Origin of the sequence: Martinezella lusitana, from assembly GCF_014207095.1 — a bacterium.
Taxonomy (GTDB): Bacteria; Pseudomonadota; Alphaproteobacteria; order Rhizobiales; family Rhizobiaceae; genus Rhizobium; species Rhizobium lusitanum_B.
Window position 1 is genome coordinate 15,450 of the sequence record NZ_JACHBG010000017.1, and the last position, 19,693, is coordinate 35,142.

The window sequence follows — 19,693 nt, forward strand, 5'->3', positions numbered from 1 at the left end:
AACAATATATTCTGATTAAAATCTAAGAGAACGCTTTAAAATTATTCCCGCAAAATCAGGCCGGTGAGGCCGCCGCCTTCCTGAAACAAAATGTAACAACTTATAACACTGCGTTACGTCCGAATCGGTATATTGCGACCTCTCGAACGAGAGGTTGCTTGATGCATTCAGACAATTCGCCAGCCCCTTCGCAGACAGATGTTTTGATATGCCTCGACAATCAGCAAGCTGCGACGCGCATAGGCTCGGTGCTTTCCGAGCGGGGCCTGACGGTGGCCTCAATTCCTTCGACCGGGATCCAGCAGTGGTTCGAGCCGAGTGGTTGCCAAGTGGTGGTCACGCACACGGCAATGATAGGTGAGGTGCGCACGCGGTTGAAGTTGCCCATCGTCAACCTGGAAGCCTTCATTTTCGACCGCCCGGAACATGTGACAGAAGGTGCGGCCCGGCAGTTCGATGGCGAGGCATTCGTGAAGCGGGTTTTCGCGATCATGGGGGACACCCAGAAGCGAGCGTCGCGCTAGGGCGTTTCCGTTGTTCTTCGGCACACTATCCTTTTGTTTTTTTGTAGCTCCAGGCAGAGATCCGCGACACATTTTGCGGGAATTTTTCCAGTTGCCTCTCGGCAACCGCCGCCAACTGATCGTCATCGGCTAATGCTCGTGCCCATCGAAGGCGCTCCTTTCGATTGGAGCGCGATAGTCCGTTCGGATCGCGCCGCAAATGTGGCCTCCCCAGCAAAATTACTTCCATTTGCGATCGCGCCCACCGCCAGTGCCGTAAGAGCGGCGAACGAATCTCGGAAACCGCTCCGGCAATTTCAGATAGAGTTCAGCCTGCGCAATTATGGTCCGCCTCGATTCCGAGCGGAAGACCGGCAGGGCGCTCGATGAGCCTTGCCGGCCTTTTGTCGGAAGACTGTTTCGCAGCGAAGTTCATCGCACCCGTTCCGGTGCAAAGCCCCCTAAAGAACCGAGGATTTCGAAACGTGGCTGATGTTTGTACGCAAGGCGTAGACACGGGCTTTGTCGCCCTGGGCTATGCCAAAATTGCTGTTCTGGGAGTCGTACAGGGTTTGACGGAACTCCTGCCGGTCTCCTCCACCGCGCATATGCGCCTCGTGCCAGCCCTGCTTGGCTGGCAGGATCCCGGCTCGGCGTTTTCGGCAGCAATGCAGCTTGCCGCGCTGGCGGCAATCATTTCCTATTTCTGGAGTGATGTCCGCTACGTCACCTTTGGATCGCTCGATGCTATCAAACGTAGGGATTGGGGCTCACCCGCCGTGCGACTTGCAATCGCCATCATCATCGCAACGATCCCGATCGTCATCGTCGGCCTGTTGCTGGCGTCGTCGCTGAATGCCTGCGGCACGTCGTTCCGCAGCCTGTGGGTCATCGGCATCGCCTGCGTCGTCATGGGCGTGCTGCTGGCCGTTGCCGAATTGTATAGCCGCCACAGAAAGAATATCGAGCAGATGACACTGGTCGATGCGCTGTTCGTCGGCATCACCCAGGTCGGCGCGCTTGTGCCGGGCGTTTCGCGCTCCGGCTCCACTTTGACCGGTGCACTCTTCCTCGGCCTGAAACGCGAGGAGGCAGCCCGCTTCTCGTTCCTGCTCGGACTGCCGGCGATTGCACTTGCCGGCCTGAAGGAGCTGTTCACGCTCTACAAGGCTCACATTCCGATGGAAGCCTGGTCCATCCTCATCGTCGGACTGATCGTCGGCAGCATCTCGTCCTTCATCACCATCTGGGGGCTGATGCGCTTCCTGGAGCGCTTCTCCACCTGGCCCTTCGTGGTCTACCGTGTCGTCCTGGGTGTGGTCATCCTCTTTGGTGTGCTGACCATGGGCTGGGCCTGAGCCTCGAAATTCATATCGGACCAGGAAATCAGGAGAAAGGCGTCGACCGATGGTCGGCGCCTTTCCGTTTTTTTGGTGTTAGCCGAAAACTAGCCCGCCATCGACGATGAGGTTCTGCCCGGTAACGGCACGAGCCCAGGGGCTTGCGAAGAACAGAACCGCGTCGGCAGCTTCGTCCGGCGTCGTGACGCGGCGAAGAGGCGTATTGGCGGCGATGATGTCAAAGACTGCTTCCGGGGTGGCACTGCTGGCATCCGTCGTGCGCAGCAGCCCGCCCGAGACCATGTTGACCGTAATGCCAAGCGGCCCGAGTTCGGCCGCCGCCGTTCGCGTCAGCGACAGCAATGCGGCCTTTGCCGCAGTATAGTCGTGATAAGGTACGACCGGGTTCTGGAAGAGATTCGTGCCGATCGTCACAACCCGGCCAAACGCCGCGCGCTCCATCGCCGGCCGCGCCGCCTGGATGAGGTTGAGAGCGCCCTGCAGTGCCGTCTCGAGCTGCATTGCCATCTCGGCCCAGCTTAAGGCGTCCAGTTTCGATCGCGCGTCGCCGTTGAAGCTGAAATCGGCAAGGGCGTTATGCACCACCGTCGTCGGCGCACCGAAATGAGTCGTCACCTCTTCCACGAGCCGCTCCGTTTCGGCAAGGCTGCGCATATCCGCCTGAAAGGCTTTTGCGCCGCTGCCAATTTTCTCGGCAAGGGCTTCTGCCTGTTGGCGGCTTGCTCGATAGTTGATCGCAACCCTGGCGCCTTCGCGGGCGAAGGCCGTGGCGATTGCGGCGCCGAGACCGCGCCCTGCGCCCGAGACGATGACGATCTGGTCCTTGATTGGCAGGCTCATTTCCTTACTCCTTCATTGTCTGCCCATAGCGCATGGAAATGCTGCACGGGGCCGTGGCCGCTGCCGACCGAAAGCTGGCCCGCGGCGGCGACCGCCTGGGCGAGATAGTCCTTGGCCGAGGCAATGGCTTGCGCAAGCGGCAAGCCCTTGGCGATCTCGGCAGCGATCGCACTGGAAAGGGTGCATCCGGTTCCATGCGTGTTCTTGGTCGGCAACCGGTTGGCCTCGAACCAGGTGATGGTTCCGCCACTTGCCAGCACGTCGGGGCTCTCGTCGCCGTCGAGATGACCGCCCTTGACGAGCACGGCGGCCGGGCCGAGCTTTGAGAGCGCGAGCGCCTGGCGCGCCATATCCTCGCGGCTCTTTGCTTCGGCCTCATGCAGCAACGCGGCAGCTTCCGGCAGGTTCGGCGTCACGACCGCCGCCAGTGGCAGCAGCCGACGGCTCAGAGCGTCGACGGCGTCGGCCGCGAGAAGAGCTGCGCCGCCCTTGGCGATCATAACGGGATCGAGCACGACCGGAACATCGCGATGCCGCTTCAGTATGTCGGCGACGACCTCCGCGATCGCCGCATTCGCAATCATACCGATCTTGACGGCATCCACGCCTATGTCGGCGAAAATCGCCTCGATCTGAGCACCGACAAATGTCGGAGGTACCGGATGAACACCGGAAACGCCCTGCGTGTTCTGAGCCGTCAATGCTGTCAGCGCAGCCATTCCATAAACGCCGAGAGCCGAAAAGGTCTTAAGGTCGGCCTGGATACCCGCGCCGCCTGAGGGATCCGACCCAGCGATGGACAGGACATTGCGGATCATTTGCGCGCCTCCTTGATAGCATTGGCGATAAAAGTTGTTGCAGCCATGGGATCTGGCTTGCCGCAGATCGCTGAAACCACTGCCAATCCATCTGCGCCGGCTGCCAGCGCATCGGCCGCATGCTCGGCTTTCAGCCCGCCGATGGCGACCGTTGGAACCGGGCACAGCCCAATGATACGGGTGAGGCCATCAAAGCCGATCGGCTGCTTGTGATCCGGCTTGGTCGGCGTCGCAAAGACGGGGCCGACGCCTGCATAGTCAACGATCTTGGCATCGATAGCCGAAGCGAGCGCCTCAGTCTCCACAGAGAGGCCGAGGATCATGTCCGGGCCGATCATGTGGCGGGCGTCCTGGGCGTTCAGATCCTCCTGCCCGATATGCAGGCCGTCCGCGCCAATTGCGATGGCTGCCTCGACATCATCGTTGACGATCAGGCGCGCGCCGCTTCCGGCGAGCGCCTGTTTGAGGGCGAGCCCTGTCTCGATCATGGCCCTTGTCGAGGCATGTTTGTCGCGCAGCTGGACGATCGTTGCACCACCGGCAACGGCAGCGCGTGCGGTTTCGATCATGCCGATGTCGGCGCAGAGTACCGGGTCGAGAACGAGGTAAAGCGAGAGATCGAAGCTTTTCATGCTACTACGACCCTTGCTTTGGCGGTGAGCGTCTCTGCGTCGAGAGTGGCCAGCACGTCGAGAAAGCGCCAGGAGAAGGAGCCAGGACCATCGGCTGCCGCTCCGGCTTGTTCTCCCGCAACGGCAAAGACAGCGAGGGCTGCGACCGTCGCGTCGAACGGGTTGCCGGGTGCGGTCGCGGCGAAAGCTCCGACAAGGCAGGTCAGCGAGCAGCCGAGTGCGGTAATCCGGGGCATCAATGGCGACCCGCCTTCTACCCGTTGCGCCTTGTGGCCATCGGTCACGAAATCGGTCGCACCTGTCACTGCAACGACGCATCCATGCCGGCTGGCGAGTTGCCTCGCCGAATCCTCTGCCATGTCGACGGGGTCGCGGCTGTCGACACCCTGGCCGCCGCTATTGCCACCGGTGAGAGCTATGATTTCAGAGGCGTTGCCGCGAATGATCGTCGGCCGCAGCTCCAGCAATTGCGCGACCGCCTTACGACGGAACGCCGTTGCATAGTGTGCGACCGGATCGAGAACCCAAGGCTTGCCGGCGTGATTTGCCGATCGTACAGCCGCAAGCATGCCCGCGAGCCAGCCGGGCGAAAGCGTGCCGATGTTGACCGTCAGAGCTCCGGATATGGCGGCGAATTCGCCGGCTTCTTCTTCCGCATGCACCATGGCGGGCGAGGCGCCGGCCGCAAGCATCACGTTGGCGGCGATATTCATTGCCACGAAATTGGTGATGCATTGCACCAGCGGCGGGTTACCGCGCATGGCGTCGAGCAGTGCGCCGAGATTGACTTGGTCTTGCATATCGCCCCTTTCAGGCGGGCGAGGCGCATGGGGGCACGAGCATGTTGCAAAGCCCCGAGCGACTCCCTCCGCCAGCATGATCTGGTTCAGGTTCAAAGGGTACTTCTCAGCCCGCCATACGGCGGACGCCCCTGTCTCTCAATCCTTCCCTTGTCGCAGACAATGGCTGCCCTGTCATCAGCAAATCGCGATGGCCATCACGGATCGATCGGAGTGAGGTTGCTGGATGTTTCGATGATCCATGCATCCGACGCATGGGTGCAGTGACGCCTTGGCTCTGCAAAAAGCGAGGAGCTTGAGCTATATATTTCTCATCGAAGCGAACGAAGCGCCAAGCACGGCAGCTCAGCTTCGAATGCCCAAGGAAAGGGGACCATCATGAACGTAGCACGCTCTTTCAATAACTGGCGCAAGTACCGTCAGACGGTCGCTGAACTGGGCCGTATGACCACACGCGAACTGCATGATCTGGGTATCGAGCGCGGCGAAATCCGCAATGTTGCCCGTGCAGCCATCGCCGGTTAACAGCCCTCACGGCTAGGTTACAAGCTGCATTTTGTAGGCGCCTGCTTCCTCCCGAGCAGGCGCTTTTGTTTTGTCCGCATGGGAATCCAATGGCGTCTTCTGCCGAAAAATGCTCCAGTGGAGTGCTCCGGTTTTCGCATAACGCATAGCTGTCCTGCAAAGAAATGCCTATCAACTGAGCAAAAGTCTGCTATGTTTGGGTCATCGAAGTGATGCATCTCCTCCCGCATCCTTCGCTTGGCAGACACCTACTCCTCCTCCCAAGGTCGTCTGCTCGAACAGCGCCTCTCCTCCTCCCGAGCGCTGTTCAACCATTGACGAAAGCCTGCCGCACCTCCTCCCGCGGCAGGCTTTTTTCGTTTCAACCAGGAGCATTAGAAAAGCAGTGCGGCGGCTCTCGCAAAAATGAACGGGCGTGCCTATGTGCGACAGGGATAGCGCGCTACATCGAAGATCGCTCCCAAATCTGATTCACCCCAAAAGGAGGATGCTTATGACCGGTTCTGCCGAATACACGCCGCCGAAGATCTGGACCTGGAACAAAGCCAATGGCGGCCAGTTCGCCAACATCAATCGTCCGATCGCAGGGCCCACTCATGAGAAGGAACTGCCCGTCGGCCGCCATCCTCTGCAACTTTACTCGCTGGGTACGCCGAATGGCGTCAAGGTCACCATCATGCTTGAGGAGTTGCTGGCGCTCGGCCACAGCGGCGCAGAATATGATGCCTGGCTGATCAAGATCGGCGATGGCGACCAGTTCGGCAGCGGCTTTGTCGAGGTCAATCCCAATTCGAAGATCCCGGCCTTGCTCGACCGCAGCGGCCCCAAGCCGATCCGCGTTTTCGAATCCGGCTCGATCCTGACCTATCTCGCCGAAAAATTCGGCGCTTTCCTGCCGACGGAACAGCCCGCCCGTGCGGAGTGCCTGTCCTGGCTATTCTGGCAGATGGGCAGCGCGCCTTATCTCGGTGGTGGCTTTGGCCATTTCTATGCCTACGCACCGACGAAGATCGAATATGCGATCGATCGTTTCGCCATGGAAGTGAAGCGCGAGCTCGATGTGCTCGATCGTCGCCTGGCGGAAAGCGAATATATTGCGGGCAGCGAATACACGATTGCCGATATTGCCATCTGGCCTTGGTACGGCGGCCTTGCCAAGGGGTGGCAGTATGGTGCCGGCGAATTCCTGCAGGTGCAGGACTATAAGAACGTGCAGCGCTGGGCCGATCTGATTTATTCGCGCCCGGCAGTCAAGCGCGGCCGCATGGTCAACCGCTTGTCGGGCGATCCGTCCGAGCAACTGCGCGAGCGCCATGACGCCAGCGATTTTGAAACCAAGACGCAGGACAAGATCGAAGCGGTCGTATGACGCTGGGCGCCTTGCCATGGTCTAGAGATGCTCGCGGCTGAAAGGCCGCGAGTTTTCGTTTGAGAGGACCGGCTCACGCCCCCCGGCGATCACTCCCCTCCGATCCGGCGAATTCGCCGCGGACGATACCGTGGCGTTGCAGCTTGTCGTAGAAGGTCTTGCGGGGAATGCCGAGGGCCTCGATGGTGCGCCGGACGTCGCCATTATTCTGCGATAGGGTCTCTCGGATGAGTTCTGCTTCATAGCGCTCGATCCGGGCAGGCAGCGGCAGTGTTCCGTCGGAGCTGGGCGTGTCGCGGGGTTCCTGCATCGCCGCTGTCTCGAGGCCAAGCACCAGGCGCTCTGCGAAGTGCGAGAGTTCGCGCACGTTTCCCGGCCAGTCATGCTGCTGCAAATGGCGATGTACGGAGCTGGACATTTCCGGCATTTCGCGCTTGAAGCGGCTGGCGGCACGCTTCGCAAAATAGCTGAACAGCAGCGGTATATCGGCGCGCCGTTCGCGAAGCGGCGGGATCGAGAGCGTAACGACGTTCAGGCGATAATAGAGATCTTCGCGAAAATCGCCGCGTTGGGCGGGATCGCCCAGATCCACCTTCGCTGCTGCCACCACGCGCAGATCGACGGGCCGAACCTCGTTCGTGCCGAGCGGCGTAACCTCGCGCATTTCCAGAACGCGCAGCATCTGTACCTGGATCGACGGCGGCATGCTCTCGATTTCGTCGAGAAAAAGGGTGCCGGCGCTTGCATGCTCGATGCGGCCGATCCGCTTCTTTTGCGCGCCTGTGAATGCGCCGGGCTCGTGGCCGAAGAGCTCACTTTCAATAATGGTCTCGGGGAGGGCACCGCAATTCAATGCGACGAAATTGCCCTTTGCGCGGCGGCTCCAGCGATGCAGCAGGCTTGCCACCACTTCCTTGCCGCTTCCTGTTTCTCCCGTGACTAGCACATCGACATCGGTATCGGCGATCTGCCGCAAAGTATGCCGCAGCCGCTCCATGGCCGGTGTCTGGCCGATCAGCGGCAGATCATCCTGCGCTTGTTCCGCCGCGCGGCGAAGCGAACGGTTTTCAAGCACCAGCCGCCGCTTCTCGGCGGCACGCCGCACGCTTTGCACCAGCCGGTCAGTCGCAAAAGGCTTGGCGATGAAATCATACGCGCCGTCCTGGATTGCCTGCACCGCCATCGGAATGTCGCCATGACCGGTCATCAGGATGACGGGCATGTCGGCGTCGCGGTCCTTGACGTGGGAGAAGAGCTGCTGCCCATCCATTTGCGGCATGCGGATATCGGAGACGACAACTCCGGCAAAGTCTGCATCGAGAGCGCTGAGCGCATCGCTCGCCGAAGAGAAGGCCGAGACGACAAAGCCGGCCAGTTCAAGCGTCTGCTTCGTCGCCTTGAGCAGATCCTTGTCATCGTCGATGAGAAAGACCGGGGAACTGTCGTTCATGTCGTTGCCCTGTGCAGATGAATGGTGAAACGGGTGCCGCTACTGCTGCTCTCCACCTCGATCCGGCCGCCATAGTCGACGACGATATCCTTGGAAATCACGAGCCCAAGCCCAAGGCCTTTTTCCTTGGAAGTGTTGAACGGTGTGAAGAGCGAATCGAGAATTGCGGCGGGAATGCCCGGTCCGTTATCTGACACGACGATCTCGACATCGTCGGTCATCTCCCGCACAGAGACTTCGACCTTCGCGCCGTCTCGACCTTCAAGGGCTTCCAGCGCGTTTTGAAACAGGTTGATGAGAACCTGTTCTAGCCGGATTCTCGTGCCGACGACAGTGAGCCCCGAGGGCGGCAGCTCGATTTTGAGAGCGTCGAGGCGGCCGGCGAACCGGCTCCTGAGCAGAACAACAGCACCCTCGATGACGGCCTTGAGCTCCACCGGTTCGGGAGCTGTCCGTCCTTTGCGGGCAAAGGCCCTCAATTCCTCGGTGATTGTTCCGATCCGCTCCGTCAATCCGGCTATGGCGGACAGGTTATGCCTGACGGGATCGATCTGCTGCCGTTCGAGGAAGATATTGGCGTTCTCGGCATAGGCTCGTATCGTCGCGAGCGGCTGATTGATCTCATGGGCAACGCCTGCGGCGACCTGGCCAAGGATGGCGAGACGATTGGCCTGCACGAGATCCTGCTGAACCCCCTGGAGCTTCTCTTCCGTCGCGCGATGGTCGGCTATTTCCGCCTCCAGACGGTCGCGGGCGCGGCTGAGATCATCGGTGCGCTCCAGAACTCGCCGTTCCAGCTCTTCGCGGGCGATCCTGCTGACGGCGATCTGCATGGCGGAGGCATGACGCCTGCGAAAAAGAAAGGCGGCGAAGACAAGGATCGGTAAAAGCACCGTCAATGCCAGGAAACGTGTCTCCCGCACGGAGGATGTCACGGCCGGACCTGTCGGTATCAGATAGCCGAGTTGCCACGGGGTTGACGGGACCGCGGTCGTCAGTCGCAAATATTCATCGGCGCTGCTACCGGGCAAAACAGCGCGGACGATGGTCGTATCGGGGTCGATCGTCTCTGGGCGGCTGATTGGCAGCGGCGAAAGGGGGGCCGCGCCAAACTGCAGGCTCTTGCGAATAACAGCCGCTTCGTCACGTGAAAACGGTGCCGTTGTCATGAAGCGCCACGAGGGCAGGTTGGTGATCAGGACGACACCGCGCTCATCGGTGACGTAGGCAGGGCGGCCGCTTTCGCTCCAATCCGCCTCCAACTGATCGAACTCCATCTTGACCACGACGACGCCCAAAGCGGAGCCGGCATCGCCGACCCGGCGGGAAATATAGAGACCCGGCCGATTGCTGACCGTGCCGAGCGCATAATGCTCGGCGGTTCCGGTCTCCATGGCCTTGCGGAAATAATCGCGAAACGAATAGTCGTTGCCGACGAAGCTCAGCGGCTCGCGCCAATTGCTCGAGGCCATGGCGATGCCGTCCTTGCCGACGACATAAAGAACCGCTGCGCTCGTGCCGGAGACCAGACTCTCCAGCTTGCGGTCGAGTGCGGCCACGGCGTCAGTCTGTCGCTCGGCCAGAGCATCGCGCACCTGCTGATCGTCCGCTAACAGCAACGGTAGTGCGCGTGGCCGCTCCAGCACCGCTCGCAAGAGGGCAACCTTGAGGTTCGCATCCGTGTGCCCCTGGCGTTGCAATCCTTCGATGGCCGTCAGGCGCCCGTAGAGGCTGGCACCGTACAAGGCGGCGGCGATGATGGCGGCCGATAACAGCGCGAAGACAAGCCAGACCTGCCGGGATCGCCGTCCCAACTGCTCTGGCGTCAAAAATCGTTCACTCACCGGTCGCTGCGGCATGAGTATATTGTGCATGTTTTCGCTCGATCTGTAAATCAATCTGTGCGGATTGTCGCACAATTGATGCCGCGAGGGTCGATGATAAAACTATAAATCGTTTTAAATCATATAGTTATATGGATGGAACGAGATTGGCACGCTCATTGCTATGGGAGAAAGAACAGTCGGAGGCTGTTGAATTCTAGTCGTCGCCCGGAGGGCCGAGAGATCGGTTGGGCTTAACGGAGGACATCATGATTGCTCCCATCGCTGCCGCCGATACGCGCGGCAAACTTCCATTCTACCGGCATCTCTACGTGCAGGTGCTTACCGCCATCGCTGCGGGTATCCTGCTCGGCCACTACTATCCACAGTTCGGCGCTTCGCTTCAGCCGCTTGGCGATGCCTTCATCAAGCTCGTGCGCATGGTCATCGCGCCGGTCATTTTCCTGACGGTCACCACCGGCATCGCCGGGATGTCGGATCTCAAGAAGTTCGGCCGGGTTGTCGGAAAATCGTTCATCTATTTCCTGACCTTCTCGACCCTGGCGCTGATTGTCGGCCTTATCGTCTCGAACGTCGTGCAGCCGGGTGCCGGCATGCATATCAACCCGGCGACGCTGGATACGAAGGCCGTCAACAACTACGCGGCGCAGGCGCATGAGGCCACCGTCGTCGGTTTCCTGATGAACATCATTCCGGACACAATCGTCGGCGCATTCGCCAAGGGCGATATTCTTCAGGTGTTGTTCTTCTCCGTCATCTTCGGTATCGCGCTTGGCGCAGCAGGTGAACGCGGCCGCCCGGTTGCCGATTTCCTGCAGGCGCTGACGACCCCGATCTTCCGCATGGTCGCCCTGCTGATGAAGTTTGCACCCATCGGCGCCTTTGGCGCCATGGCCTTCACCATAGGCAAATATGGCATCGGAACGATCGCCAACCTGGCATTTCTGATCGGAACCTTCTACGCCACGTCGCTCCTGTTCGTGCTCGTCGTGCTCGGCGCAGTCGCCCGCTACAACGGCTTTTCCATTCTTGCGCTGATCCGCTACATCAAGGAAGAGTTGCTGCTCGTGCTTGGCACGTCCTCTTCCGAAGCGGCATTGCCCGGCCTGATGAACAAGATGGAGCGCGCCGGCTGCAAACGCTCGGTCGTGGGTCTTGTTATCCCAACAGGCTATTCCTTCAATCTCGATGGCACCAATATCTATATGACGCTGGCAGCACTGTTCATAGCGCAGGCGACCGATACGCCGCTGTCGCTCGGCGACCAGATCCTGCTGCTGCTGGTCGCCATGCTGAGTTCCAAGGGTGCCGCCGGCATCACGGGCGCCGGCTTCATTACCCTCGCAGCTACGCTTGCCGTCGTACCCTCGGTCCCGATTGCCGGCATGGCTCTGATCCTTGGTATCGACCGTTTCATGTCCGAGTGCCGCGCCCTGACCAACTTCGTCGGCAATGCCGTCGCGACGATTGTCGTTGCGCGTTGGGAGAACGAGCTCGACCAGACGAAGTTCGCCGCCGCCATGGCTGGCCAATTGAGCGAGGACATCGAAGTGCCGGCATTGCAACCGGCCGAATAGGTCTCCCATCAATTCTCCGCAATGCGAAGCGGCCCTGCGGGGCCGCTTCCGGTTTCAATACCTGCTCGGCTTGCCGCTCACCGCACGGATCGAGCCAAGCGCATCATCAACAGCGATCTTCATAAAACTGTCACTCCAACGGCTCACAGCATGATGCTGACAAGGCCGAGTATCGATAGGGCCAGATGCGGGGACAGGAGGGGAGCGTGGCGCTGATGATTTTGGTGAGGGCGCTCCTGCGGACTTCCGGGCGGAATGCCCGCTCGCAGCAGCATAGCGAGTAGTTGTGGCGATATGGCATCGTCAGCGCAGGACAAGGGCTTGAGGCGTTCGGAGAATTTTCTCTCCGAGCTGGCATCTCACGCCGACGCACTGTTTCGCGGGCGCTTCTACGAACAATATGCGGCGATCTGCTACAGAAAACTGCCGGAAGGGCCGATCGTCGAGGTTCTTATCGTCACGAGCCGGGAAAGCGGCCGGTGGATCATACCAAAGGGCTGGCCCATGAAGGGTAAGAAACCGTATGAGGTCGCAGCGATCGAGGCTTTCGAGGAAGCGGGTGTGGGCGGCAAGGTGAAGAAGAAGGCCTTTGGATATTTCACCTATCTGAAGCAGTTAACCGACGGCAGCGATGTTCCCTGTGTCGTCGCAACGCATCTGCTCGAAGTTGCGCAGGTTTTTCAGGATTTTCCCGAGCGCGGCCAGCGTCGCAGCGAGTGGGTTTCCTTCATCGAGGCGGCAAGTCGCGTGCGGGAGCCCGAGTTGAAAGGACTTCTGCTCGCCGCGGAGCGCAAGATACTGAAATCGATCGGCAAAAGGCAGCCGAGCTAATCACTTCAATTTGATGGATGTCGGCACTCCATCGTTGGCGCCAGCCCTGAATTCATTCCTGACCTAAGCCGCGCCATCGCAGGCGTTTGCCGGTACATCGGCATTCAAGGAGCAGGCGAGCCGCGACCCAGGATATTGGCAGCTATGCGCTTGCCCGCTTGCCTACGCCGCATTGATGCCTATATTGACGCAGCATTCGGCCATATTTGTTGCGGTCGAAGTGCTCCATGGCTGCAATAGCTGCCTTCACCCGGCATTCATACTGCCGGTGGACTTTGGAAGGAGAAATTTCATGTCCATTACTCAGAATAATATCGATAGTTCAAAGGCTTCCACCGTTCCCCATGGTGAAATTGCAGCTGCCGTCCGGCAGGCGCGCGAAGCCATTGGCTACACGATCGCCGATCTTTCCGAGACCTGTGGTCTCACCAGCGAGGAAATCGTCGACATAGAAGCCGGCGCCGATTCCGACCCCGCAAAGCTTCGGCGAATTGCCGCTGCGTTGCAGGTTGCCCCTTCGACTTTCTTCGTCGTTTGAGCATAGAGGGCGCGCCCCGATCAGGGTGCGCCTCCAAAAATCCGCGGCGTCGGTTTCCGCAACAGATTTCCATTCTGAATTTCAAAAGTTCTTTAGCTGATCGAAATTTGATCGCGCCGCTCACGCGCCTTCGATCCCATGTCGAGCGATGAAGAAGCTCGACGCGCGTCATCGCTCATGCTGTCTGGCAAAGATGCGGGAAGGGGGCGCATCGCTACGTCCAGCACGGTGATGTTGCTTTTGATTTCGCCAGCCATCAGGCTTTTATATGGAGCTTAGATCGAAGTGAGACGGCGTTCTCTCCGGCAAGGCAGACGGCATTAGTCTTACTCATTTTCCAAGCGTGAGCTGCCTATTCCATTAGGTCTCCGCTTGTGTTGGTGGCATTCCTTTGTTGCCTAACATTTCCCTCCCAAGGAATTTTGTAAATCAACGTTTCCCGCGTCGAAGTTTCCGTATTAGTGCCGTAAAACCGTTCTTTTCAGGGGATCGATAATTTGTATAACGGTTGGAAAACGGGATGAAACCTATGACCGCGAGCGCTGCGCCGGATATTTTGATAGTGGATGACGACCACGAAATCCGCTCGCTCCTCAGCCGATATCTGGAGGAGCAAGGGTTTCGCGTGTCGACGGCAAGTGATCTTCGCGGCTGTAACGATGCCCTCAATCGCAGGCACCCCGATTTGATAGTCCTGGATGTGATGCTTCCGGACGGCTCTGGGCTCGATCTCTGCCGCGACTTGCGCAACCGCCGGCCGCGGGTGCCTGTCATTCTGTTGACGGCACTCAAGGAAGACATCGATCGAATTCTTGGGCTTGAGATTGGGGCTGACGATTATCTCGGCAAGCCGTTCAATCCTCGCGAGCTGGCGGCGCGCATTCGCGCCGTACTGCGCCGTACGACAGAAGATCTTTCACCCGAACCCGAACAAAGGCGATATCAGTTCGGGGATATGATGCTCGATCCGCAGCTTCGCCGTGTCACAAGAGATAACGGCGAAGTCATATCTTTGACTGGCGCCGAATTTGACCTTCTCAAGGCCTTTCTGGAGCGCGCTGGGCGGCTATTGTCACGCGATCAATTGCTCGATTTGACACAAGGTCGCGACCGCGACCCGGCAGACCGTTCGATCGACGTGTTGATGAGCAGATTGCGCCGCAAGCTCTCGGAAACAGCGGAAGAGCCGATCTTCAGAACGATCCGCAACGGCGGCTATCAGCTCGTCGTGCCGGTTACGGCGATGAAGGGCGATTCATGAGATCGCTAGGTGCACGGCTGGCGCTGCTCCTGCTCACGGCCATCGTTCTCGTCGTCATTTCCTCGTCTTTTGTCGCAAGCTTCGTCATGCGTGGGCCACGGCCGAACATGATGATTCAGCCGATGGCGCGTCAACTTTCCATTATGGCAACATTCGCCGAAAAGGATCGGGCGTCTGCAACTTCGGCCGGACTGGTCGTCTCGCCCAAGCCGGCCGAAGGCCCTCGGGATGAGGAGCTGTCTCGCTTTCTCATGGAGGCGCTACTCCGAATTTCCGGCATGCGCGAGGCGGTCATATCGCACCAGTCGACGGGCGGTTTGACTGCGTCGCTGAAGCTTGCCGACGGCGCTTGGCTTGTCATGCCGATGCCGCAACACGGCCCACCGCCGGGCGGCTGGAAGGTTCTTGCCGAATGGCTTGGCCTGATCATCATCGGTAGCGTACTGGTGTCGATCTTCGCGGCATCCAAGATCATGAAACCGCTGCGTTTGCTGGAGCAGGCCGTGGCCGCCGTCAATCCCGACGGCACGCTGCCGCATATACCGGAGACGGGCCCCGGCGAAATTCGCGTCACCGCACAGGCGCTCAACGGGCTTTCGGCCAGGGTGAAGGCCGCCACGGAAAGCCGAATGCGGCTTGTTGCCGCTGCAGGGCACGATCTCAGAACACCTATGACGCGGATGCGTTTGCGTGCGGAGTTTATTCAGAACGATGAAGAGCGACACAAATGGCTCGCCGATCTCGAGGAGCTCGACCGAATAGCCGATAGTGCCATCAGGCTAGTGCGCGAGGAGATCTCCAGCGACAGCCTCGAACAGGTCAGGCTCGACACGATCGTCGGGGATATCGTCACCGAGCTGAAGGCCATCGACATGAATGTCGAAAGTGGCGAGCTTGAGCTTGCGACGATCAGCGCGGGGCCCCTAGCCGTTACAAGAGCGCTGCGCAATCTTCTCATCAATGCCGCGACGCATGGACAATCGGCCCTGGTTACGGTCACCCATCTCGGTAGCAGGGCTGTGGTGCGGATTATCGACACCGGCCCCGGCATTCCTGAGGAGCGGCTCAATCAGGTCTTCGAACCGTTCTTCCGCATCGACATTGCAAGACAAAAATCTTTTCCGGGTGCCGGCCTCGGCATGGCGATCGCGCGCGAGATCGTCACGCGCTTCGGCGGAGAGATCACTGTACGCAACCGGCAGCCAACCGGCTTGGAGCAGGTGGTATCGTTCAAGAGTGTCGACAGTAAATTCGCCGGTTGAGCGAAAACGATCCGGGGATCGTAATAGGTCGAGCGGGCCGTTACATGGCGGCTTTCGAAAGTATGACCATCATTGTGTAGTCGCCTTGCTTGTTCTCGTGTCGGATTAGTTTCGAATCATCAAGGATAAGTTCGCTAAAATTCATGTCTTACTTGCGTAGATTTTTCGAAGCATCCAATGGATGATAATATGAAATTAAGTTTGTAGAGCTTATTAAATAATAATACTCAGAATAGAAAAGCCGAGACATTAAATTTCGTCAAAATGCCTAATTTCAGCAACATTCAGAAATGTTCAGCCCGTCGACTCCTGTAGAATTACAGTCGATCAACATGCTTGGCTCAATCAGGCATTGATCGCCCCGCGTACCCGGCTTCGTCACGACGCCCCCAACACGAATGGCGAAGCCGGATTACCTCCTGAAGGCGCGGTGAAAATACTTCCACGCTGTCGATCGCGAGGCAAAGGCCCGACGAATCTATCTGTTCGTCAGAGCCGAAACAAATCCTGCAATGAGACAATTATAGGATTTCAGCGAGGCGGGGCTTCACTGCATCAGCAGCTTGTCCATCAGGCCCCACGTTCAGGGGAAATGGGCGATGTTGCACGCACCATATTGGCTCGGGAACGCCGGCGGGGCATTCCCGAGCCATTCGGCTCCTAAAGGAGCCGCTCCTTCCAACCGATTGGGGGCGTCCGGGAGGAACCTGTTCGGTTGGGGGCAGAGAGCAAATGGTCCTGCTGTCTTGGCTAGGAAGGTGAATCCGGCAGACCCTCTAGCGCCGATTACGGAATGGGCGAGGCTCAGGAACGAGTGATCGTTCTGCATTTTCCAACTTGGCAAGCTGATCGGCGGTGAGCACGCTGCGCAACGCGGTCGCCTTGTCCTTGAGCACGGTCGCCTTAGCGGCGCGATCGAGCGCGAAATCGGCGATGCGCTCGCCGAACAGCTCATTCTGCTTGTCCGGCTGGTTATCGCCGTCGTGATCGGATGGAGGCGTCGTATCGTCGCTCGGCATCGGTGATCCAGGCTGCCTATGCCGGGGAAAAGCTAGGAAATCGGTCAGCGCGCTGGTGTAATCTCTCCAGGCATCGAGCTGATTGCTGCGAATACCGATCAACGTTTCCAGAGCTGATAGTTTGCCGGCAATCTCCAAAGCGAGGTTTGGCCCGCGGGCGAACCCGCCGGGAGGCCCGAAAGGCCGCATTGGCCCACCATCGCCAAAGTTCATCATCGGACCGCCCGGATGCGGACCGGGCCAAGACCAGGCGGGCGGCGGCGTTGGGTCTGGTGCAGGTTGATCAGCTTCGACGCCAGCGGGTGGTTGCGCCTGCGTCGTTGCTGGTGGCTCGGCGGCAAACGCCGAAACACTTGCCCCGGCCATGGCTGTCAGCAGCAAAGTTGCGACGATGTATCGTTGCCTCATGTTCAGTGCCTTCATCATTATGAACTGACGCCGAAGCTATGCAGGCTGCATGAACGCAATAGGTCTCAAGATTTCCCAATGTTTCATGGGAACGGGATGTTGCGAACAAAGTTTGCTGATCGCGGCGCGGCAATATTTCGTTACAAATTTGCCGCCGCGGAGGTGGCGCTACGGAGAGGATTTCTCCCCAAAAGCGGCAAGGGAGGCGTGCGATAGAATCGTAAGGAGGGGGATAAAACCTTGGGGGGTTGACCGGCGGTCTCCGATTACCAATCTCCGTCATCAAAGAATCCGTTAATTGCGGTGTACTTCCAATTCCTTGTCGACATTTTGCCTACAAGATCATTAGTGTCGACACCGCAGCGCCGCGTGGGGCGCAAAACGCATTCGACTGAGAATATTGAGGAGAGTTGAAGAATGTCGTGGCAACATCCAGTTCCCCGGATCACCGACGAAGAAAGACAGGCGCGTCTTTCGCGACTTCGCCAGGTGCTTGATGCCGAAGGTTTGGCCGGCATGCTGCTCGGGCCGAGCGAGAGCCTGCGCTATTTTACCGGTCTCGTATGGCATGCAAGCGAGCGGTTTCTCGGCGCATTGGTGACGCAGTCTGGGCTCTACTATATCGTTCCGGGGTTCGAGCGCAGCCGTGTCGAAACCTTGCCGCATCTGCCGGCGGAAATTCTCGAATGGCAGGAGGAGGAAAGCAGTGCGGCGCTTGTCGCACGCCTCCTCGGTGAACGCGGCATTCTCGCGCTCGATGATGATATGCCGCTTTATTTCTATCACGCACTGGCGGCAAAGCTCGGTGCCGAAAGGCTTGCGAATGGCGGCGCGCTCATCAACGGCCTCCGCCGGATCAAATCATCTGCCGAGATCGCACTCATTCACTATGTGATGAACCTAACGCTCGATGTTCACAAGCAAGCTCATGCGTTGCTGAAGCCCGGTATTCGCGCCTCCGAAGTGGCTGAATTCATCAACCGACGGCATCGTGAGGCTGGCGCATCCGCTTCGACCTTCTGCATCGTCTCCTTTGGTGAAGCGACGTCGTTGCCACATGGCGCCGATGGCGACCAGATCCTTGGGGAAGACGATGTGATCCTGGTCGATACCGGCGCGCGTGTAGATGGCTATCACTCGGATTTGACGCGAACCTACAAGCTCAAAGCCGGGGATACCGTCTTCGAAGATGCCTGGGCCATCGAGCGCGAAGCGCAGCAGGCGGTCTTTGATGCCGCCAAGATCGGCGCGGCTTGCTCAAGCCTTGACGATGCGGCGCGTGCCGTGCTTGCCAAGCACTCGCTTGGACCGGACTATAAGCTGCCCGGTCTCCCGCATCGTGCCGGCCATGGCCTCGGACTTCAGATCCATGAGGAACCCTATATCGTGCGCGGCAATGCAACCAAGCTTGCCGCCGGCATGTGCTTCTCAAACGAGCCGATGATCGTCTTCCCGCAGAAATTCGGGATCCGTCTGGAAGACCATATCTACATGACGGAAGAAGGCCCTCGTTGGTTTACGCAGCCATCGAAGAGCCCGACCGAGCCTTTCGCATAAGGTTGCGAGCCACAATTCACAGCGAAAATGCAAGGGCGGCTAGACCGCCCTTTTCCCTTCCTCGTCGAAAACGTGCAGATGCTGGGCCGGGAATGCGACATTGACCCGGTCGCCGGCACTCAGCGCGCTGCGATCCAGCGTGAAGACCTTGAAGGGCAGACCGTGCAGCGAAAGATGCAGGATGATGCCAAAGCCCGTCGGCTCGATGAGTTCGACATTGGCGGTCATATCAGCTGGGTTGGACGATAGCACCACATGTTCCGGGCGAATGCCGAGCGTCACCTTCGTACCGGCTGCCAGCTTCAGAGGCTCCGAAAGTGCAACGATCGTGCCATCCTTCAGCTTGACGCCGTTCCCTTCATAGATCGCATCGAGAAAGTTCATGCCGGGCGACCCGATGAAGCCCGCCACGAACAGATTGGCGGGGTGATCGTAAAGTTCAAGCGGGCTTCCCACTTGCTGCACGACGCCGCCATGCATGGCTACGATGCGGTCCGCCAGCGTCATCGCCTCAATCTGATCATGCGTCACATAGATCGATGTCGCTTTAAGATCGCCATGCAACTTCTTGATTTCGGCACGCATTTGCTCGCGCAAGCGCGCGTCGAGGTTTGAGAGCGGTTCGTCGAAAAGGAATGCTTTCGGCTGGCGCACAATGGCGCGACCCATGGCGACGCGCTGGCGCTGACCGCCGGAGAGCGCCTTCGGCCGGCGTTCGAGCAGCGGATCGAGGCCAAGCTTTGCTGCTGCGCTGGCGACGGCCTTTGAAATGCCCTCCTTGGCAATTTTCCGCAGCCGCAGGCTATAGCTCATATTGCCGGCCACATTCATATGCGGATAGAGCGCATAGGACTGGAAGACCATGGCGATGTCGCGGTCCTTCGGGTGCAGCTCGTTGACACGGTTTTCGGCAATGCGGATTTCACCGCCGCTGATGTCCTCGAGGCCGGCAATCATTCGGAGCAGGGTGGACTTGCCGCACCCTGATGGGCCGACGAGAACGACGAATTCGCCGTCCTTGATCCGAAGATCGATGTCGTGCAGCACCTGCACATGTCCGTAGGCTTTCTTGACGTTCTGAATATCGATCGATGCCAT

The 19,693-nt window shown here is 59.1% G+C and carries 19 protein-coding genes and 1 riboswitch; of the genes, 10 read left to right on the plus strand and 9 right to left on the minus strand.

Annotation, left to right across the window (positions count from 1 at the left end):
* The first annotated feature begins 161 nt into the window (after nucleotides 1–161).
* Both GGD46_RS25070 and GGD46_RS25075 read left to right on the plus strand, forming a co-directional pair.
* Nucleotides 162–524: a hypothetical protein gene (locus GGD46_RS25070; RefSeq protein ID WP_184709102.1), complete on the plus strand. Its 363-nt coding sequence runs from the start codon at nucleotides 162–164 to the stop codon at nucleotides 522–524.
* 464 nt (nucleotides 525–988) lie between these two features.
* Entirely contained in the window at nucleotides 989–1,861 is an 873-nt protein-coding gene (locus tag GGD46_RS25075; RefSeq protein WP_184709104.1) for an undecaprenyl-diphosphate phosphatase, read from the plus strand.
* A 78-nt stretch (nucleotides 1,862–1,939) separates the two neighbouring features.
* Here GGD46_RS25075 and GGD46_RS25080 read toward each other — a convergent pair whose 3' ends face one another.
* Genes GGD46_RS25080 through thiM form a run of 4 tightly spaced genes read right to left on the minus strand, consistent with a single transcriptional unit; the run spans nucleotide 1,940 to nucleotide 4,954 of the window.
* Nucleotides 1,940–2,704, minus strand: coding sequence for a 3-oxoacyl-ACP reductase (locus GGD46_RS25080; RefSeq protein ID WP_184709106.1), 765 nt, complete (start codon nucleotides 2,702–2,704; stop codon nucleotides 1,940–1,942).
* The gene (thiD, locus tag GGD46_RS25085) at nucleotides 2,701–3,522 is read right to left on the minus strand and encodes a bifunctional hydroxymethylpyrimidine kinase/phosphomethylpyrimidine kinase (protein WP_184709108.1); all 822 of its coding nucleotides are present in this window, start codon (nucleotides 3,520–3,522) and stop codon (nucleotides 2,701–2,703) included. The genes GGD46_RS25080 and thiD overlap by 4 nt, the downstream gene beginning before the upstream one ends.
* The gene (thiE, locus tag GGD46_RS25090) at nucleotides 3,519–4,154 is read right to left on the minus strand and encodes a thiamine phosphate synthase (protein ID WP_184709110.1); all 636 of its coding nucleotides are present in this window, start codon (nucleotides 4,152–4,154) and stop codon (nucleotides 3,519–3,521) included. The genes thiD and thiE overlap by 4 nt, the downstream gene beginning before the upstream one ends.
* Nucleotides 4,151–4,954, minus strand: coding sequence for a hydroxyethylthiazole kinase (gene thiM, locus GGD46_RS25095; RefSeq protein ID WP_184709111.1), 804 nt, complete (start codon nucleotides 4,952–4,954; stop codon nucleotides 4,151–4,153). Before thiM ends, thiE begins: the two co-directional genes overlap by 4 nt.
* 46 nt (nucleotides 4,955–5,000) lie before the next feature.
* Nucleotides 5,001–5,097: riboswitch (TPP riboswitch) on the minus strand.
* Between the two features lie 235 nt (nucleotides 5,098–5,332).
* On the opposite strand from thiM, the gene GGD46_RS25100 reads away from it, so the two are divergent.
* Together GGD46_RS25100 and yghU are read left to right on the plus strand one after the other, a co-directional pair.
* On the plus strand, nucleotides 5,333–5,479 hold the full coding sequence (locus GGD46_RS25100; protein ID WP_184709113.1) for a DUF1127 domain-containing protein: 147 nt from the start codon (nucleotides 5,333–5,335) through the stop codon (nucleotides 5,477–5,479).
* Between the two features lie 493 nt (nucleotides 5,480–5,972).
* Nucleotides 5,973–6,848, plus strand: coding sequence for a glutathione-dependent disulfide-bond oxidoreductase (gene yghU / locus GGD46_RS25105; RefSeq protein ID WP_184709115.1), 876 nt, complete (start codon nucleotides 5,973–5,975; stop codon nucleotides 6,846–6,848).
* Between the two features lie 73 nt (nucleotides 6,849–6,921).
* Here the strand turns inward: yghU and GGD46_RS25110 are convergent, their stop codons facing one another.
* Together GGD46_RS25110 and GGD46_RS25115 are read right to left on the minus strand one after the other, a co-directional pair.
* A complete protein-coding gene (locus tag GGD46_RS25110) occupies nucleotides 6,922–8,298 on the minus strand; it encodes a sigma-54-dependent transcriptional regulator (RefSeq protein ID WP_184709117.1) in 1,377 nt (458 codons plus the stop codon).
* The gene (locus tag GGD46_RS25115; protein WP_184709119.1) at nucleotides 8,295–10,172 is read right to left on the minus strand and encodes an ATP-binding protein; all 1,878 of its coding nucleotides are present in this window, start codon (nucleotides 10,170–10,172) and stop codon (nucleotides 8,295–8,297) included. The genes GGD46_RS25110 and GGD46_RS25115 overlap by 4 nt, the downstream gene beginning before the upstream one ends.
* Nucleotides 10,173–10,390: 218 nt before the next feature.
* Here GGD46_RS25115 and GGD46_RS25120 point away from each other — a divergent pair, with 218 nt between their 5' ends.
* The 3 genes from GGD46_RS25120 to GGD46_RS25130 all read left to right on the plus strand — a co-directional run bounded on the left by GGD46_RS25120 (nucleotide 10,391) and on the right by GGD46_RS25130 (nucleotide 13,088).
* Complete coding sequence (locus GGD46_RS25120; RefSeq protein ID WP_184709121.1) at nucleotides 10,391–11,719, plus strand: dicarboxylate/amino acid:cation symporter; 1,329 nt, start codon at nucleotides 10,391–10,393, stop codon at nucleotides 11,717–11,719.
* Between the two features lie 294 nt (nucleotides 11,720–12,013).
* Nucleotides 12,014–12,550, plus strand: coding sequence for an NUDIX hydrolase (locus tag GGD46_RS25125; protein WP_184709123.1), 537 nt, complete (start codon nucleotides 12,014–12,016; stop codon nucleotides 12,548–12,550).
* Between the two features lie 292 nt (nucleotides 12,551–12,842).
* A complete protein-coding gene (locus GGD46_RS25130) occupies nucleotides 12,843–13,088 on the plus strand; it encodes a helix-turn-helix domain-containing protein (RefSeq protein ID WP_184709125.1) in 246 nt (81 codons plus the stop codon).
* 92 nt (nucleotides 13,089–13,180) lie between these two features.
* Here the strand turns inward: GGD46_RS25130 and GGD46_RS25135 are convergent, their stop codons facing one another.
* Nucleotides 13,181–13,345, minus strand: coding sequence for a hypothetical protein (locus tag GGD46_RS25135; RefSeq protein ID WP_184709127.1), 165 nt, complete (start codon nucleotides 13,343–13,345; stop codon nucleotides 13,181–13,183).
* Between the two features lie 272 nt (nucleotides 13,346–13,617).
* On the opposite strand from GGD46_RS25135, the gene GGD46_RS25140 reads away from it, so the two are divergent.
* Both GGD46_RS25140 and GGD46_RS25145 read left to right on the plus strand, forming a co-directional pair.
* Nucleotides 13,618–14,349, plus strand: coding sequence for a response regulator (locus GGD46_RS25140; protein ID WP_184709282.1), 732 nt, complete (start codon nucleotides 13,618–13,620; stop codon nucleotides 14,347–14,349).
* Nucleotides 14,346–15,611: an ATP-binding protein gene (locus GGD46_RS25145; protein ID WP_184709129.1), complete on the plus strand. Its 1,266-nt coding sequence runs from the start codon at nucleotides 14,346–14,348 to the stop codon at nucleotides 15,609–15,611. Before GGD46_RS25140 ends, GGD46_RS25145 begins: the two co-directional genes overlap by 4 nt.
* Before the next feature lie 776 nt (nucleotides 15,612–16,387).
* Here the strand turns inward: GGD46_RS25145 and GGD46_RS25150 are convergent.
* Entirely contained in the window at nucleotides 16,388–17,038 is a 651-nt protein-coding gene (locus tag GGD46_RS25150; RefSeq protein WP_184709131.1) for a hypothetical protein, read from the minus strand.
* 417 nt (nucleotides 17,039–17,455) lie between these two features.
* Between GGD46_RS25150 and GGD46_RS25155 the strand changes: the two genes are divergently transcribed.
* Nucleotides 17,456–18,595 carry a M24 family metallopeptidase gene (locus tag GGD46_RS25155; protein WP_184709133.1) on the plus strand — a complete coding sequence of 380 codons (1,140 nt, stop codon included), beginning with the start codon at nucleotides 17,456–17,458 and terminating at the stop codon, nucleotides 18,593–18,595.
* Between the two features lie 39 nt (nucleotides 18,596–18,634).
* Here GGD46_RS25155 and GGD46_RS25160 read toward each other — a convergent pair whose 3' ends face one another.
* Nucleotides 18,635–19,693, minus strand: a complete 1,059-nt coding sequence (locus GGD46_RS25160) for an ABC transporter ATP-binding protein (protein WP_184709135.1) — start codon at nucleotides 19,691–19,693, stop codon at nucleotides 18,635–18,637.